14 protein-coding genes are annotated in these 16371 nt (G+C 69.4%); 1 reads left to right on the forward strand and 13 read right to left on the reverse strand.

All coding sequences use genetic code 11. The features are described 5' to 3' along the window. The first annotated feature begins 29 nt into the window (after nucleotides 1-29). Complete coding sequence (locus STH_RS15815) at nucleotides 30-1481, forward strand: IS1182-like element ISSyth2 family transposase (RefSeq protein WP_043713291.1); 1452 nt, start codon at nucleotides 30-32, stop codon at nucleotides 1479-1481. Between the two features lie 178 nt (nucleotides 1482-1659). Here the strand turns inward: STH_RS15815 and STH_RS15820 are convergent, their stop codons facing one another. The 13 genes from STH_RS15820 to hutH form a co-directional block, all read right to left on the reverse strand. Then, entirely contained in the window at nucleotides 1660-3753 is a 2094-nt protein-coding gene (locus STH_RS15820) for a hypothetical protein (protein ID WP_011197295.1), read from the reverse strand. An 85-nt stretch (nucleotides 3754-3838) separates the two neighbouring features. Next, nucleotides 3839-4645, reverse strand: coding sequence for a type III pantothenate kinase (locus STH_RS15825; RefSeq protein WP_011197296.1), 807 nt, complete (start codon nucleotides 4643-4645; stop codon nucleotides 3839-3841). A gap of 3 nt (nucleotides 4646-4648) precedes the next feature. After that, nucleotides 4649-5443 carry a type III pantothenate kinase gene (locus tag STH_RS15830; RefSeq protein ID WP_011197297.1) on the reverse strand — a complete coding sequence of 265 codons (795 nt, stop codon included), beginning with the start codon at nucleotides 5441-5443 and terminating at the stop codon, nucleotides 4649-4651. 308 nt (nucleotides 5444-5751) lie between these two features. Continuing rightward, complete coding sequence (gene nadC, locus STH_RS15835; protein WP_011197298.1) at nucleotides 5752-6615, reverse strand: carboxylating nicotinate-nucleotide diphosphorylase; 864 nt, start codon at nucleotides 6613-6615, stop codon at nucleotides 5752-5754. Nucleotides 6616-6672: 57 nt separating this feature from the next. Continuing rightward, nucleotides 6673-7200 (reverse strand): 2-amino-4-hydroxy-6-hydroxymethyldihydropteridine diphosphokinase, encoded by a 528-nt coding sequence (gene folK / locus STH_RS15840; RefSeq protein ID WP_011197299.1) that lies wholly within the window; start codon nucleotides 7198-7200, stop codon nucleotides 6673-6675. Then, nucleotides 7197-7562: a dihydroneopterin aldolase gene (folB, locus tag STH_RS15845; RefSeq protein ID WP_011197300.1), complete on the reverse strand. Its 366-nt coding sequence runs from the start codon at nucleotides 7560-7562 to the stop codon at nucleotides 7197-7199. Before folB ends, folK begins: the two co-directional genes overlap by 4 nt. An 8-nt stretch (nucleotides 7563-7570) precedes the next feature. Then, nucleotides 7571-8413: a dihydropteroate synthase gene (gene folP / locus STH_RS15850; RefSeq protein WP_011197301.1), complete on the reverse strand. Its 843-nt coding sequence runs from the start codon at nucleotides 8411-8413 to the stop codon at nucleotides 7571-7573. Between the two features lie 102 nt (nucleotides 8414-8515). Continuing rightward, nucleotides 8516-10186, reverse strand: a complete 1671-nt coding sequence (locus tag STH_RS15855; RefSeq protein WP_011197302.1) for a formate--tetrahydrofolate ligase — start codon at nucleotides 10184-10186, stop codon at nucleotides 8516-8518. A 37-nt stretch (nucleotides 10187-10223) separates the two neighbouring features. Continuing rightward, nucleotides 10224-10871, reverse strand: a complete 648-nt coding sequence (locus tag STH_RS15860; RefSeq protein ID WP_011197303.1) for a cyclodeaminase/cyclohydrolase family protein — start codon at nucleotides 10869-10871, stop codon at nucleotides 10224-10226. A gap of 9 nt (nucleotides 10872-10880) precedes the next feature. After that, complete coding sequence (hutI, locus tag STH_RS15865) at nucleotides 10881-12158, reverse strand: imidazolonepropionase (protein ID WP_011197304.1); 1278 nt, start codon at nucleotides 12156-12158, stop codon at nucleotides 10881-10883. Between the two features lie 14 nt (nucleotides 12159-12172). Further along, entirely contained in the window at nucleotides 12173-13072 is a 900-nt protein-coding gene (gene ftcD, locus STH_RS15870; RefSeq protein WP_043714375.1) for a glutamate formimidoyltransferase, read from the reverse strand. A gap of 37 nt (nucleotides 13073-13109) precedes the next feature. Beyond that, entirely contained in the window at nucleotides 13110-14765 is a 1656-nt protein-coding gene (hutU, locus tag STH_RS15875; protein ID WP_011197306.1) for a urocanate hydratase, read from the reverse strand. Between the two features lie 27 nt (nucleotides 14766-14792). Then, the gene (hutH, locus tag STH_RS15880; protein WP_011197307.1) at nucleotides 14793-16316 is read right to left on the reverse strand and encodes a histidine ammonia-lyase; all 1524 of its coding nucleotides are present in this window, start codon (nucleotides 16314-16316) and stop codon (nucleotides 14793-14795) included. Nucleotides 16317-16371 lie beyond the last annotated feature (55 nt).

Here is a 16371-nt window from a genome sequence, read left to right on the forward strand (position 1 = left end):
ATAAGCAGTATCTGGCGGTGGTGAATGCGGTGCTTCGGGAACATGGACATGCTCAGCGCAAGTATGAGCTCGTGCTGATCGAAGACTTGGTGCCCCAAGATCATTTGCTCCGGAAGATCCAAGCGATACTTGATACTGACTTCATCCGGGAACGCACGGCCAGGTTCTACAGCGACCGGGGGCGACCGGCCATCGATCCAGTAGTGCTGGTGAAGATGGAGCTCATCGCATACCTCTTCGGCATCCGATCGGATCGGCGTTTGGTCGAGGAGATCCGGGTCAACGTCGCCTACCGCTGGTTCTTGGGGTTGGGGCTTACCGATCCGGTCCCGCACTTCACCACGCCAGGTAAGAACTACAGCCGTCGGTGGAAGGACTCCGGCCTGTTTGAGGAACTGTTCGACCATGTCGTCAAGCAGGCCATTGATGCCGGATACATCGATGGTCGCATGATCTTCACCGATTCCAGCCACCTGAAGGCAAACGCCAACAAGCGTCGGATTGCCAAAGAAGGTACGAAAGGCGTTACCCTGGAGGACATCGCCAGAGCCCGGGAACGGCACCTGGCGGCTCGTCGGGCCGAACGGGAAGAGTGTGCGGCAAATGATGATACGGAGGATGGCTTACTGGCCGCAGTGAACGCTGACCGCGAGGCCCACGGGCTGAAGCCCTTGCCCGAACGCAAAGAAGACCCGCAGCCGGATCTGTCGGTTGACGAGATGACGGTCAGCCTGACGGACCCGGAAGCGGCGATGCTTCGCCGTGAGGGGAAGCCTGACGGGTTTCACTACCTGCAGCACCGCACCGTCGATGGTCGCCACGGCTTCATCCTCGACGTGCTCGTCACGTCGGCGGCGATGACCGACGCCCAGGTTTACCCCACGTGCCTTTCCCGTGTTGACCGGCACGGGCTGAAGGTCGAGAAGGTTGGAGTCGATGCCGGGTACAACACCTTGGAGGTTCTGCACCTGCTGTCCAAGCGAGGGATTCAGGCTGCGGTAGCGCATCGCCGTCACCCTTCGCCCAAGGAACTGATGGGCAAGTGGCGCTTCAAGTATGACGCTTCACGGGATGCCTACCGCTGCCCGGCCAAGCAGTGGCTGACGTACGTCACCACCAACCGTGACGGCTACCGAGTCTACCGATCCGATGCTTCGGTTTGTGCGTCGTGTCCACTCCTTGGCCAGTGTACTCGCTCCACCACGAAGCAGAAAGTGATCCATCGCCACCTCTACGAGCACCTGCGGGAAGAGGCGCGGGAGTTTGTGAAGACGGATGAAGGGCAGCGCCTCGCACAGCGTCGGCGGGAAACGGTAGAGCGCAGTTTTGCCGATGCCAAAGAGTTGCACGGTCTGCGGTATGCGCGATACAGAGGCCGAAAACGTGTGCAGCACCAGTGCCTGGTGTCGGCCCTGGCGCAGAACTTGAAGAAGCTGGCCCTCTTAGAGAGCCGGCGATCTTCGTATGCCTTGAGCGCCTAAGGATACCGGGAAAGACCCTCCGTTTCCCACTTCCCCAGCACCCAACTGAGGCAAATCCAGGCGAATTTCTGGAAGTACATACCAAGAAGCGCCTCCTGTGAGCCGCTGAGCGGCCACAAGAGGCGCCTTTGTCTGCAGCCTGAGCCTGCACCTCCGGTGCAGGCTGTCCGTCTGCTTGTTATCTGAGCACCCATCCGCCGTCGTACCGGTAGTTCATGCAGAGGGCCCCGCCCTCGCAGAAGGAGGCGCCGCCGCCGGTGAGCGAGGCAGAAACCCCGAAGGCGCCCTGGACGACGACCCCCCTGGCCGGCCGCTCGGCGCCGGGGGTGTGGGTCACTCTGAGCGTCAGCAGCGCGTTCCGGTCGACCGCCTCGTCCAGCGCGTCCACCGGCACCCACCTGCCGCCCTGCTGGCGGTAGGCGAGCAGCACCGCCGCCCGGTCGGAGCGGCCCAGCAGCAGGAGCCGCTTCTCCTGGCCGGCCTGGACGATCTGCGCCCCCTCCCACCGTGTCACCACGCCGTCATAGGTCTTCACCAGCTCCGCCTGTCCCGGGGCGTGGATCACGGCCATGCCCATGCCGCCGGGGCCCGTCGGCAGGGTGATCACCCGGGTGTTCTCCCCGACATCGAAGACCCGGATCCCCAGCGACCCGTCGGGGTCGACCAGCTGGCTCAGCCGTCCGCCCGTCAGGGCGGCGGGGTCCACCAGGGCCAGGAACTCGGCCATCTGGCTGGCCGCCCATACCAGGTCCTCCTCCCCGTGCGGGCGGGTGAGCTCCCCCATGTAGTGGGTGAGGAGCGGCAGCGAATGCAGCCGGCCGTCGACCCACGTCAGCTGGTGGCACCGGCCGGGGTACTGGCAGACGGTCACGTGCGGCTCGTCTCCGTCCTGGAGTTCCACGCTGAACAGCGGGTACAGCGCGGGCTCCCAGGAGATGGTGATCTCATCGGCGGTCACGTCCCCGATATTCCAGTACGGCGCGCGGGTGACGTAGCCCACCCAGTCGGACGCGAACTGCCAGTCATTCCCCGCGTCCAGCCTGAGCAGGTAGAGGGTGCGCTTCGCCGTCCCCACGTCCTCCTGCCCTGCCGAGTCGTCCACAACCACCAGCATCGCCGGCATGCCGCGGTGCGCAAACCCCCGCACCGACTCCACCAGCCCTGGCAGGGGCAGCGCCCGGGTCGCGGGCACGCCGCTGGTGCGGAACTGGACGACGTTGAAGTACCGTCCCTTCAGGTACTGGCCGGGGGCAGGGATGCTCAGCAGGCTCACCGAGAGGCCGCGGCCCTCGTCCGACAGCATGCGGGATCCCGTTGGGAGCCGGGCGGTGAGGCTGTCTGACCAGCCGGCCTCCAACTGCCGAGTCAGCTTCGCCTTCGCCAGTTCCCAGGCGGCCTCGGCCGCCTGCTCGCGCGAAGTGCCGACCCGCGCGGTCACCGCCTCGGGGCAGTCGCCCTCCCGCTGGCACCGCCGGAGCGGATCTGCGGCGATGTCCAGCAGCGCAAAGGCGTCAAAGCGGGATTCGTCCGCCAGCGAAAAGCGCCCGTCAAACTTCAGGAAGATCTCGGTCGCCAGATGCAGCGACCCGTCCTTCGGATCGAAGGCCGGCGACCACGTCCCCTGCTCCAGCGCCACCTGCAGGGTCCCGTCGACCACGGTCAGCCGCGCCGGGCCGTAGGTCCCCTCCATTCCGGCGAAGGCGTCGGTCACAAGCTCAAACGGGCCAGCCGCCGGACCGGAGAAGTGCGCGATGTAACCGCTCCGCTCGTTCTCCTGCAGGGCCAGGGTGATTCGCCGCGCGCCGGGCGTGTCGTGCAGGTAGGCCGACACCAAGCGCGCCGCCGGCAGCGGCGAGAGCTCGAAGGCGCGGGGCGAGTTGCCCGACCGCACCTGCACCGCAACCCGGTCGATCTCGTCCACCAGGGTCCGCCCGGGCAGCGCCAGCGCATAGAGGTGGATCCCGGCGCCCAGGTCGATGTGGCGGACCATGGCCTCCAGGCCGGGGCGGGGAGACGCCGTCCACTCGTCGTCGCTGATCTGGAAGGATTCGGGCCGCTGCAGCAGGCCGAGCAGGGTGCGCACGGCGTTCTCTGCCGCCGTGCGCCGCTGCGCGCTGGAGGCGGTGCCGTCAAAGGCCGCCGCGGCACGCTCCCGCAGCTGCTCCAGCGTCGGCACATCCTCCTGCTGCTGCGGCGTCTGCCGGGCGCAACCGGTGACGAGAAGCGTCAGGGCGAGAAGCGCAGAGGCCGCCCGCAATCGCAAGCTGGTCATGGAGTACCTCCGTTGGCTGGATTTTGGATGTGTACCGCTACGCCACTGTTTCGCCCGAGCGCTCGCCCTTTCCTTCCCCGCCGGCCTACGCCTCCGCCGCGGCGTCCGGCCAGTTCAACTCGTACATCAGGCGGATCCCCTGGAGGGTGAGGTGCGGGTCGACCATCTGGATCGTCCGGCTTTCCACCGCGACCATCGAGGCGAGCCCGCCCGTCGCCACGACCACGGGATCGGGGCCGTCTGGTGCGATCTCCTGCGTCAGCCGGCGCACCAGGCCGTCAGCCAGGCCGGCAAAGCCGTAAAGAATCCCCGACTGCATGCTGGCGGCGATGTTCCGGCCGATCACCGACTTGGGCCGCTGGATCTCCACCCGCTGCAGCAGGGCCGTCCTGCGGGTCAGCGCTTCGGCGGCGGTGCGGATGCCGGGCGCGATCACGCCGCCCAGGTACTCCCCCTCGGCGCTCACGCACTCCAGCTTGGTGGCGGTGCCGAAGTCCACCACGATGACCGGCCGCCCCTGGGGCCGCCCGTAGATCTCCCAGCCAGCCAGGGCGTTGACCAGGCGATCGGTGCCCAGGGCGGCGGGGTTGTCGTACCGGACCGCCGGCAGGCTGCGCAGGTCGCCGGTCAGCTCCTTCAACTGCACCTTCAGGTACTGCTGCACCGCCCGGCTGAGGACGGGGTTGAGCGGTGGCACCACGGAGGCCATCGCCGCGCAGGTGATGTCCGCGGGCGTGTGTCCGTCCCGCTCCAGCAGCTGGATCAGCTGCAGCCCGTATTCGTCCCAGGTCTCCGCGCGGTTGGAGGCCATCCGCCACATGCAGATGAGCTCATCCTCCAGGAAGAGCCCCGCGGTAATGTTGGTGTTCCCGATGTCGACAGCGAGCAGCATGGGCTACCTTCCCCCCCGGGCGTGGGCCTGGTGCCGTTCGTAGATGATGCGCAGTCCGGTCAACGTGAGGGAGGGATCGCAGTACTGGATCGTCGCGCACTCGCCGGCCAGCAGCTCTGCCTGCTCGCCGGTCGCGACGACCTTGCACCCCTTTCCCTCCGGATCCAGTTCGGCCATCATGCGCTCCACCAGGTCGTCCACCAGACTGGCGAAGCCGAAGATGATCCCCGACTGCATGGCGTGGACCGTGTTCCGGGCCAGGGCCCGCGGCGGCCGGACCAGCTCGACCCGGGGCAGCTTGGCAGCGAACTGGAACAGCGCGTCGGCCGAGACGACAATCCCGGGCGCGATCACGCCGCCCAGGTACTCTCCCCGGGCGGAGATGGCGTCGAGGATGATGGCGGTGCTGAAGTCCACCACGATCAGCGGCCCGCCGTACTTGTCAAAGGCCGCCACTGCGCCCACGATCCGGTCCGCCCCCACCTCGCGCGGGTTGTCGTACCGGATCATCATGCCGGTGCGGACGCCGGGACCGACCACCAGCGGCTTCAGGTTGAAGTACTTCTGGCACATCCACTCGAGCGTGGGGACCAGCGGCGGGACCGAGGACGCGATGGCCACGGCCGTCACCTGGCCGGATGAAAAGCCGGCGCGCGCCATCAGCTGGGTGAACAGCATCCCGTACTCGTCCATGGTGCGGTTCGGATCGGTGGTCACCGTCCATTCCGCCAGCAGGTTCTGACCCTCGAACACGCCGGCGACCGTGAATGTGTTCCCGACGTCAATGGTGAGCAGCATCCGTGCGCGACCTCCCCGGTGGCCGGCCTGCTCCGGTGCGGGCCCGGCTCCACGAAAACTCATGGACGATTATAGCATGACTGCATGCGGCCCGGGTCAACGACCCGGGCCGCATGCCGAGCGCTATGCAGTTCGGAGTCGATAACCCCAGCACCTCCACGGGGACAGACTCGGAAGTCCCCGGATCCCCCCTGGCGGCCCGATGACCGACTCCTGCGGGAAAGGCCCGCCGCCGTTCCGCCTGGGGTTTCGGTCCCTTCCTGTACCTCTATTATACCGGATGGCCGGGCCCCGTGACCTGTCAATCTTCAGTCTTCTTTTTCCAGCGCTTTCGGATCCCCGAAGGATAGGCGGAAGGGCAGAGGCCTGGCCGCGTGGGCGAGGTCGCAGACGCTGATGATGTCCACGCCCGTCTTGGCCAGTTCGGTGAGGTGCGCCGGATCGGCGGAGCCGCAGACCTCCAGTGCGGCCCTGCCGGCGACCATCTCCACGGCCCGCTTCACGGTCTCGGGATCCATGCCGGTGAGCACCAGGATGTCCGCGCCCCCATCGACCCCCTCCTGCACCTGCTCCAGCGACACCACCTCCACGGCGATCCGGCTCGTCGGCGGCGCGCCCTTCCGGGCGGCCACCACCGCCTCCCGTACGCCGCCCGCCAGCGCGAGGTGGCCCGCCCGTACCAGGATCCCGCCGGTCGGTCCGTAGGGCTGAACCTGGCCGCCGCCGATCCGCACCGCGTATTGCGCGATCACCCGCAGGTCGGGGACCGTCTCCCATCCGGCGACGAGGCGGGCGTGGTAGTACTTGATCGCGTCGGCCAGCTGGCGGGTCGCGGTGGCGATGCCGCTCATCCTCTGCAACAGGCTGACCGCCACCCGCTCGGCCGTGAGGATGGGCCGTGCAGGACCGGAGACCGAGGCCACGGGGACGCCGTCGTCGACGGCGCCGCCCTCCGGCACGAGCCGCTCATAGACCAGCTCGGGGTCCACCGCCCGGAAGACCGCCTGGGCCACCGGGTGCCCGCACAGCACGCCCGCCGCCCCCGCAACGATCGTCGCCGTGCACCGGGCGTCTTCCGGCACCACGGCCGACGTGGCCAGGTCGCCGGGGCCCACGTCCTCCAGAAGGGCCCGCCGCACCAACTCCTCCACGGCAACTGGGTTCAGGGTCATTCCGCAGACCTCCTCGGCTTCACTGTCCGGCCGTGCCGGCCGTCCCGCCCATTGGCTTTATTCTACCCCCTGAATCTGCCTCAGCAAAGACTGCCGGTCCCGGATCCGCACCACCGGCTGGTCCCCGAGGTCCGAGAGCCGCCCCTCCAGCGCCGTCCGGCTGATTCCGGCCGGCTCCTCCCCGTCGCGCCACACCTCCAGCAGCGGCGCCAGCACGAAGGCGCGCTCCAGCATGCGCGGGTGGGGCAGGGTGAGCCCGGGGCCGTCCAGCCGCGCCTGCCCGTGCAGCAGGATGTCGATGTCGATGGTGCGCGGGCCCCAGCGGATCGTGCGCACCCGGCCCAGGTCGGCCTCGATGGACTGCGTGAGGGCCAGCAACCCGTACGGGTCCAGGGCCGTCTCGATGCGGGCGGCGCAGTTCAGGAAGTCCGGCTGGTCGGTCAGCCCCTGGGGCGCCGTGCGGTACAGCCCGCTCACCGCGGCCAGGCTGGTCCCTGGGGCGGACGCCAGCCGGCGCAGGGCCGAGACCAGCTGTCCCTCCGGGTCGCCGATGTTCGCCCCCAGCGAAAGGTACGCGGTGGTCACCGGCCACGCCTCCTCTGGATCTCCACCATCACGCCGCCCAGGGCGCCCGGGATCGGCGCCCGCGGCTTGTGCACCCGGATGGTCACGGCCTCCACGTTGCGGTACTGGGCCAGCACCTCGGCGGCCACCCGCTCCGCCACGGCCTCGATCAGCTTGAACGGGGTGCCCTCCACGATCGCCTTCACCGTCTGGTAGACCTTCCCGTAGTGCACCGTCTGCCGGATGTCGTCCTCCTGCCCCGCAGCCTGCAGGTCCAGGTAGAGCTCCGCGTCCACCAGGAACTCCTGCCCCAGGCGCGTCTCCTCGGGCAACACGCCGTGGTAGGCGTAAAAGCGCATGCCCGAAATCACAATGCGATCCACGTCCGCCGTCACCCCTCAAAGCCGCCGCGGCCGGGGCGCACGATGGCGTCGGCCACCTGCGCCACCCGCTTCATGGCGCGCACGTCGTGTACACGGAGGATGTCCGCGCCGCCCATGATACCAATCGCCACCGCCGCCGCCGTACCCTCCAGCCGTTCCTCCGGCGGCAGCCCGCCCAGTACCTTCCCGATGGTCGACTTGCGGCTGACGCCGAGGAGCAGGGGCCTGTCCAGCTCCCGCAGCTCCCCCAGCCGCCGGATGACCTCCAGGTTCTGCAGAGGGGTCTTGCCGAAACCTACGCCGGGATCCAGGATGATCAGGTCCCCGGGCAGTCCGGCCGCGGCGGCCAGCGCCAGCGACCGGCGGAAGAAGGCCTTGATGTCGCCCATCAGCTCCCGGTACTCGGTGCCGTGCTGGTTGTGCATCACCACCACCGGGCACTGCCACCGCGCCGCCACCTGGACCATCTCCGGATCGCCCTGCAGCCCCCAGATGTCGTTGATCATATCGGCCCCGGCGCCCAGGGCGGCCTCTGCGACCGCCGCCTTCTGCGTGTCCACGGAGATGATGGCATCAGGCGCCGCCCGCCGCAGGGCCGCGATCACCGGCAGGACCCGGCGCATCTCCTCGTCGGCCGGGACGGGCTCGTACCCCGGACGGGTCGACTCGCCGCCGATGTCGATGATGTCCGCGCCCTCCTCCAGCATGTGCAGGGCGCGGGCCACGGCCCGTTCCGGGTCCGTCCAGCGGCCGCCGTCGGAAAACGAATCCGGCGTCACGTTCAGAATGCCCATGATCACTGAGCGCGTACCCAGCTCCAGCGAGCGGCCCCGGCAGGAAATCCGCCACATGAGATTCAGGTCACCTCGTCTCTGAATGTGCGAAGGCCGGGGAGGGATTCGCCCCGGCCTCCGCCTCTCCCTTCCTGCGGAAGCGAACAGCGCCCGGTCCGGCTAGAACAGCCCTGTGATCTCCCCGTCGTCGGAGACGTCGATGCTCTCCGCGGCGGGCACCGGCGGCAGGCCGGGCATGGTCATGATCTCGCCGGTGAGCGCCACCACGAAGCCCGCGCCGGCGCTGGGCCGCACCTCGCGGACGGTCAGCCGCCAGCCCGTGGGCGCGCCCAACTTCTTGGGGTCGTCGGAGAACGAGTACTGGGTCTTCGCGATGCAGACCGGTGCGCGGCCGAAGCCCTCGCTCTCCAGCTTCTTCAGCATGCGGCTGGCCTCCCGGGTAAAATCGACGCCGTCGGCGCCGTAGATCCGCGTGGCGACCTTCTCGATCTTGGTCTTCAGGCTGTCCTCGTCGTCGTAGGCGAAGCGGAACCGGTTCGGCTGTTCAACCAGCTCCACCACCCGCTGCGCCAGCTCGATGCCGCCGTCGCCGCCCCGGGCGTGGACGTCCGCCACCACGGCCGTGGCGCCGGCCTCCTCCACCAGTGCCCGCAGCAGGGCAATCTCGGCTTCGGTGTCGGCCGCAAAACGGTTGATCGCGACGACCGCCGGCAGTCCGAAGACCTCGGTCACGTTGCGGAGGTGACGCATGAGGTTGGCGCTGCCCCGCTGCAGGGCCTCCAGGTCCTCCCGGGCCAGATCGTCCTTCTTCAGGCCGCCGTGCATCTTCAGCGAGCGGATGGTGGCCACCACCACCACGGCGTCGGGGCGCAGCCCGGAGAGCCGGCACTTGATGTCAATGAACTTCTCCGCCCCCAGGTCCGCACCGAAGCCGGCCTCCGTGATCACGTAGTCGGCCAGCTTCAGGGCGAGCCGGGTCGCCACGACGGTGTTGCACCCGTGGGCGATGTTGGCGAAGGGCCCGCCGTGCACGAAGGCCGGAGTGTTCTCCAGCGTCTGCACCAGGTTGGGCTTGATGGCTTCCTTCAGGAGGGTGGCCATCGCCCCTTCCGCCTTCAGGTCCCGGGCCCGCACCGGGGCGCCGTCGTAGGTGTAGCCGACGATGATCTCACCGCAGCGTCGCTTCAGGTCGGCCAGGTCCTCCGCCAGGCAGAGCGTCGCCATGACCTCCGACGCCGGGGTGATCATGAACTCCTCCTGGCGCGGCACGCCGCCGTTCTTGCCGCCGAGACCGATGACCACGGACCGCAGGGCCCGGTCGTTCATGTCCAGGACCCGCTTGAAGGTGATCTGCCGCGGGTCGAGGCCCAGTTTGTTGCCCTGGTGGAGGTGGTTGTCGATCATCGCCGCCAGCAGGTTGTTGGCCGCCGTCACGGCGTGGAAGTCGCCGGTGAAGTGCAGGTTGATCTCATCCATGGGAACGACCTGCGAGTAGCCGCCGCCGGCCGCGCCGCCCTTCACGCCGAACGCCGGCCCCAGCGAGGGCTCCCGGAGGGCGATGATCGCCCGCTTCCCGATGCGGGACATCGCCTGGCCCAGGCCCACCGTCACCGTGGTCTTGCCCTCGCCGGCAGGCGTCGGGCTGATGGCGGTGACCAGGATCAGCTTGCCGTCGGGGTTGGACCTCACGCGGGGCCACACGTGGTCGGCCACCTTGGCCTTATAGCGGCCGTACAGCTCCAGGTCTTCGGGACCCAGTCCGATCTGCTCTGCCACCTTCGTGATCGGTTCAAGCCGTGCACGCTGCGCAATTGCGATGTCGGAGAGCAAGGTCCGTTCCTCCTCCACTGGTCACTCCGCTGGACTGCTACTGCTGCTTCAGGAACCGCACCACCGGATCCGGAACCAGGCTGTGGAAGGCCTGCAGCACCTCCTCCCGTTCCGCACGCATGCGCTCCACCTGTTCCAGCGTCTCCTGACGGAAGGCTTCATCCGTAATGGAGCCGAGGTTGATCGCCACGTTCCACAGGGCCCCCTCGAAGCCCGCCGACGCCATCAGGAGCCCCACCACCGCGTCGCTGGCAGCGTTGGGGTTGCCCCGGGCCACCGCCGCCAGCGCGTGCCGCATCACCGCCAGGCAGTGATCCATGGTCTCCAGCGGCGTGCGGGTCGCCTCCCGGTAGGCCGCCTGGACCGCCTGCCGACGCGCCGACTTCTCCTCCGGCGTGCCCTTGGGCAGGGCGAACGCCGCCATCACCTGGTTGAACGCCGCCTGGTCCTGGTCGGCCAGGCCGAGGAGCGCCTCCGCCTCCTTCAAGCCCGCTTCCTGGGCGGCCGCCATGTCCGCCTCCACGTCCCGGAACTTCTCCCGCCCCCGGGTCAGGCCCGCCACCATGGCGACCAGGCTGGCCCCCATGGCCCCGGCCACGGCGGCCACCGTGCCGCCGCCGGGGGCCGGCGTCGAGGCCGCCACCTGCTCGCAGAACCCCTTGACCGTCTGTTCACCGATGCGCATGGGCTACCGCTACCTCCTGCGTACCTTTCCCTCGTCCACAATGAGCCTGCCCCGCTTCACGACCTTGGCCACGACACCCATGCCCATGTGGTAGGGAATGTGCCAGTGGGTCGGCGTCGACAGGATCACCACGTCGGCCAGCTTGCCCACCTCCAGCGAGCCCACCTCGGCCTCCATCCCGATCGCAGCTGCGGCGTTGATCGTCGCCGCCGCCAGGGCCTCGCTGGGGTTCAGCCCCAGGTGCATGCAGGCCAGGGTGATGATGAAGGGCATCGCATAGGCCGGGCAGGAACCTGGGTTGTAATCGCTGCCCAGGGCCACGGTGCAGCCCAACTCGATCATCCGGCGGGCCCGGGCGTAGGGCGCGTTCATCAGGCAGAACGACGTGCCCGGCAGGCAGACCGCCACCGTGCCCGCCTCCGCCAGCTTCGCCAGCGCCTCGTCCGACGCGTGGAGCAGGTGCTCGGCGCTGATGGCTCCGAGCTCCGCCGCCAAGGCCGCGCCGCCCAGGTCGGAAAGCTCGTCGGCGTGCACCTTCACGCCGAAGCCCAGCGCCTTCGCCCGCTCCAGGATCCGGCGGGACTCCGCGACCGAGAAGACCCCCGCCTCGGTGAAGACATCGGCGAACCGGGCCAGGCCCGGCTCCGCGGCCACCGCGGGCAGCATCTCCTCCACCAGCAGGTCCACGTAAGCCTCCCGGCGGCTGCGGTACTCCGGCGGCACCTCGTGTGCCCCCATGAAGGTGGGGACCACGGTCAGCGGATGGCGGCGGGCCATCGCCCGGATCGCCCGGAGCTGCTTCAGCTCGTCGGCCAGGCTCAGGCCGTAGCCGGACTTCACCTCCACCGTCGTCGTCCCGTTCAGGGCCAGCTGATCCAGCCGGGCGAGGCCCAGCTCCACCAACTCGGCCTGGCTGGCGGCCCGGGTGGCACGCACCGTCTCCAGGATGCCGCCGCCCCGCGCGGCGATCTCCTGGTAGGTGGCTCCGCCCAGGCGCAGCGCAAACTCCTCCGCCCGGTCCCCGGCGAAACAGAGGTGCGTGTGCGGGTCCACGAACCCCGGGATCACGGCCCGCCCCCGGGCGTCGATCACCCGGGTGTCGGGGCCGGTCTCCACCGTCCGCAGCACCTCGTCCTCCGGCCCGACGGCCACGATGCGTCCGTCCCGGGCCGCGAGCGCCCCGCCGGGGATGACGGCCGCGTCCTTCATCCGCTCGCCCCGCCGCGGGCCCCCGGCCATCGTCACCAGTTCGCCCGCGCCCACGATCAGGAGATCCACGGGCCTCAACCGCATCACCGCCCTCAGTCGACCAGCCGCTTCTCCAGGACCTGGTCGGTCTTGAACCCCTCCAGCCGCAGGTAGTGGCGGGCCACACCCACCAGAGCGTCCACGGGCACCAGCCCGACGATCTCCGACCCCACCACCGGCACGCCGTACCGCTCGGCCTCGATCCGGATCAGCTCAAACGCCCTGTGCAGTGGCGTCTCCTTGTAGTTGACCATGTTCATGCTGACCTGCACCTGGTTCCGGTCGGCGAGGGGCACCGCGATGGCCTTGCAGTGGACGAGACCGCCGCTGGAGCCGCGCACCGCCTTCGCGATCTTCCTGGCGATGGACAGGTCGGACGTGCCCAGGTTGACGTTGAAGGCGATGAGCGGCATCCGCGCGCCCACGGCGGTGCACCCCGCGGTGGGGTGGATCTTCCGGGGGCCGAAGTCGGGGTCCTTCGCCGGGTCGACGCCGATCAGCTCCCTGAGCCCCTCGAACTCCCCCCGGCGCACGTCGGCCAGGTTGCGCCGGTCAGGGCGGGTCGCCGCCTCCTCGTAGAGGAAGACCGGCACCCCCATGTTGCCCAGCGCCTCGCCCACCTGCCGGGCCAGGGCCACGCAGTCCTCCATGGTGCACCCCGAGACCGGCACGAAGGGGATGACGTCCACCGCGCCCATGCGCGGGTGGCTGCCCTTGTGGTGGTTCAGGTCGATGAGCCGGATGGCCGCTTCCGCCCCCCGCAGGGCGGCCCGGACCACGGCCTCCGGGGATCCGATGAAGGTGACGACGCAGCGGTTGTGGTCGACGTCGGCGGAGACCGACAGCACCTTCACCCCCTGGGCCGCGATGGCCCCGGCGATGGCCTCGATCACCTCCGGCCGCCGCCCCTCGCTGAAGTTGGGCACGCACTCAACCAGCGCGTTCGGATTCAAGGGACCGCCTCCTCCCCGGTTGTCCTCCACGCCCGGCTCACTCGTACATGGGCAGCCGGATGCCCCGCTCCCGGGCGACCTGCAGGGCCTTTTCGTACCCGGCGTCCACGTGCCGCACCACGCCCATGCCCGGGTCGGTGGTCAGCACCCGCTCCAGCCGCACCCGCGCCTCCTCGGTGCCGTCCGCGACCACCACCATGCCGGCGTGCTGGCTGTAGCCGATGCCCACGCCGCCACCGTGGTGGATCGAGACCCAGGTCGCGCCCGCGGCCGTGTTGACCAGCGCGTTCAGCAGCGGCCAGTCGGCGACCGCGTCGGAACCGTCCTTCATCGCCTCGGTCTCCCGATTGGGCGAGGCCACCGAACCCGCGTCCAGGTGATCGCGCCCGATGACGATGGGCGCCTTCAGCTCGCCGCTCGCGACCATCTCGTTGAACTTCAGCCCTGCCTTCACCCGCTCGCCGTAGCCGAGCCAGCAGATGCGGGCCGGCAGCCCCTGGAAGTGAACCTTCTTCTGCGCCATCTCCAGCCACCGGCGCAGCGACTGGTTCTCGGGGAACAGCTCCATGATCGCCCGGTCGGTCTTGTAGATGTCCTCCGGGTCGCCGGAGAGCGCCACCCACCGGAAGGGGCCCTTGCCCTCGCAGAACAGCGGCCGGATGAAGGCCGGCACGAATCCCGGGAAGGCGAAGGCGTCCTTCAGCCCTTCCTCGTACGCCTGCTGCCGGATGTTGTTGCCGTAGTCGAACACCACGGCCCCCGCCTTCTGCATGTCCAGCATCGCCTGCACGTGCTTCACGATGCTGGCCTTGGCCCGCCGGATGTACTCGTCGGGGTCCGCCTTGCGCAGCTTTGCCGCCTCCTGCACCGAGAGCCCTTCGGGGATGTAGCCGTTCAGCGGGTCGTGGGCGGAGGTCTGGTCGGTCACCACGTCGGGGATCACGCCGCGGCGGACGATCTCCGGATAGATCGTCGCGGCGTTGCCCAGCAGGCCGATGGAGAGCGGCTCCCCCTTCGCCATGGACTCCCGGGCCCAGGCCAGGGCCTCGTCCAGGCTGCGGGTCATGCGGTCCAGGTAGCGGTGATCCAGACGGCGCTGGATGCGCGCCTCGTCCACCTCCACGACGATGGCGACGCCCTCGTTCATCGTCACCGCCAGCGGCTGGGCGCCGCCCATGCCGCCCAGGCCCGCCGTCAGGGCCAGCCGCCCCTTCAGGCTGCCGCCGAAGTGCTGCCGGGCGGCCTCGGCAAAGGTCTCGTAAGTGCCCTGGAGGATGCCCTGGGTGCCGATGTAGATCCACGAGCCGGCGGTCATCTGGCCGAACATCATGAGCCCCTTACGCTCCAGCTCCCAGAAGTGCTCCCAGGTTGCCCAGCGTGCGACCAGGTTGGAGTTGGCGATCAGGACGCGCGGGGCCATGCGGTGCGTGCGGAAGATCGCCACCGGCTTGCCGGACTGGACGAGCAGCGTCTCGTCGTCCTCCAGACTGCGCAGCGCCTTCACAATAGCGTCGAAGGCCTCCCAGGAGCGGGCGGCCTTCCCGCTGCCGCCGTAGACCACCAGCTCCTCCGGCCGCTCGGCCACCTCGGGGTCCAGGTTGTTCATGAGCATCCGCAGGGCGGCCTCCTGCTGCCACCCCTTGCACGAGAGCTGCGTGCCGCGCGGGGCGCGGACCGTCCGGGTCATCTCCATACCCCCCTCGTTTCGGTTACGACTGCGCTACTCGAGGGGACCGGCCACTGCCTCGACGGCGGCGACCAGTTCCCCGTTGTGCACCAGTTCGGCGAGGGCCTCAATGTCCGGCGCCAGCACCCGGTCGCCGCTCAGCGGCGCCACCCGCTCCCGGATCGCCGCGTAGGCGGCGCGCGTGGCCGGGGCGAGCCGCTCCGGGCCCACGAACTCCAGAGCCTGGGCGGCGCACAGCAGCTCGATGGCCAGCACCCGGCGGACGTTGGCGATCACCTGCCGCGCCTTGCGGGCGGCCGTGGTGCCCATCGACACGTGGTCCTCCTGGTTGGCGCTGGACGGAATGGAGTCCACGCTGGCCGGGTGAGCGAGCACCTTGTTCTCGCTCACCAGCGACGCCGCCGTGTACTGGGTGATCATCAGCCCCGAATGCACCCCGCCGTTGCGGGTGAGGAAGGCCGGCAGCCCCGAAAGCTGTGGGTTGACCAGTCGCTCGATGCGCCGCTCGGCGATGTCGCCGAGCTCCGCGACGGCGATGGCCAAGTAGTCCAGCGCCAGCGCGACCGGCTGACCGTGGAAGTTGCCGCCGGAGATGACCTCGTCGTCGTCCGGGAAGAGCAGGGGATTGTCGGTGACGGCGTTCATCTCCCAGTCCAGCACCTGCGCCACGTGCTCGATCGCGGTCCGGCTGGCGCCGTGCACCTGCGGAAGGCAGCGCAGGGTGTACGGATCCTGGGTGCGCATCTGCCCCGGTCGGGTGGTGAGGCGCGACCCCTCGGTCAGCCGGCGCAGGTTCCTGGCAGCCGCCTGCTGCCCCGTGTGGAGCCGCAGGGCCTGCACCCGCGGGTCCCAGGCCGCCGGGATCGCCCCCAGCGCCTCGGCCGTCATGGCCGCCGCGATGTCCGCGGTTTTCAGCAGCACCTGAGCATCGTGGAGGCCGAGGGACCCCAGCGCGGTCATCGCCTGGGTGCCGTTGATCAGGGCCAGCCCTTCCTTGGCCGTCAGCGTCAGCGGCCGGAGGCCGACCCGCTGCAGCGCCTCGGCGCCGGACAGCCGCTCGCCATTGACAACGGCCTCACCCAACCCGATCAGCGGAAGGCTCATGTGGGCGAGCGGCGCGAGGTCGCCGCTGGCGCCCAGGGAGCCCTGCTCCGGCACCACGGGGGTGAGGCCGAGATTGAGGAACGCCACGAGCATCTCCAGGGTCTCCGCCCGGATGCCGGAGTGGCCCCGGGAGAGCGCCTGGGCGCGCAGAAGGAGCATCGCCCGCACCACTTCCGCCGCGAGCGGCTCTCCGACGGCGCAGGCGTGGCTCATCAGGAGATTGCGCTGCAGTGCTTCTGTCTGCTCTGCCGATATGGGGACGTCGCTGAACTTGCCAAAACCGGTGGTGATGCCGTAGACCGGCCGGCGCTCCCGCACCAGCCGTTCCACCATCTCGCTCGCTCTGGCTACCCGCTGCCGCACCTCCGGCGTCAGCACGACGCGCGCGCCGTGCCTGGCGACAGCCACGACTTCCGGGAGGGTTAAATGTGCACCGAGTTCTACCGCTTCCATGGACTGAACCTCCCGCATTAGCCTGCTCCCATTATAGGAACCGAAAAACCGGGGA

Source organism: Symbiobacterium thermophilum IAM 14863, from assembly GCF_000009905.1.
In the GTDB taxonomy this organism is placed as follows: Bacteria; Bacillota; Sulfobacillia; order Symbiobacteriales; family Symbiobacteriaceae; genus Symbiobacterium; species Symbiobacterium thermophilum.

Excerpts from the sequence above, each read along its gene's own strand:
- STH_RS15820 (WP_011197295.1), bottom strand. The coding sequence starts at position 3,753 with ATGACCAGCTTGCGATTGCGGGCGGCCTCTGCGCTTCTCGCCCTGACG.
- STH_RS15825 (WP_011197296.1), bottom strand. The coding sequence starts at position 4,645 with ATGCTGCTCGCTGTCGACATCGGGAACACCAACATTACCGCGGGGCTC.
- STH_RS15830 (WP_011197297.1), bottom strand. The coding sequence starts at position 5,443 with ATGCTGCTCACCATTGACGTCGGGAACACATTCACGGTCGCCGGCGTG.
- nadC (WP_011197298.1), bottom strand. The coding sequence starts at position 6,615 with ATGACCCTGAACCCAGTTGCCGTGGAGGAGTTGGTGCGGCGGGCCCTT.
- folP (WP_011197301.1), bottom strand. The coding sequence starts at position 8,413 with ATGTGGCGGATTTCCTGCCGGGGCCGCTCGCTGGAGCTGGGTACGCGC.
- STH_RS15860 (WP_011197303.1), bottom strand. The coding sequence starts at position 10,871 with ATGCGCATCGGTGAACAGACGGTCAAGGGGTTCTGCGAGCAGGTGGCG.
- hutU (WP_011197306.1), bottom strand. The coding sequence starts at position 14,765 with ATGGAGATGACCCGGACGGTCCGCGCCCCGCGCGGCACGCAGCTCTCG.
- hutH (WP_011197307.1), bottom strand. The coding sequence starts at position 16,316 with ATGGAAGCGGTAGAACTCGGTGCACATTTAACCCTCCCGGAAGTCGTG.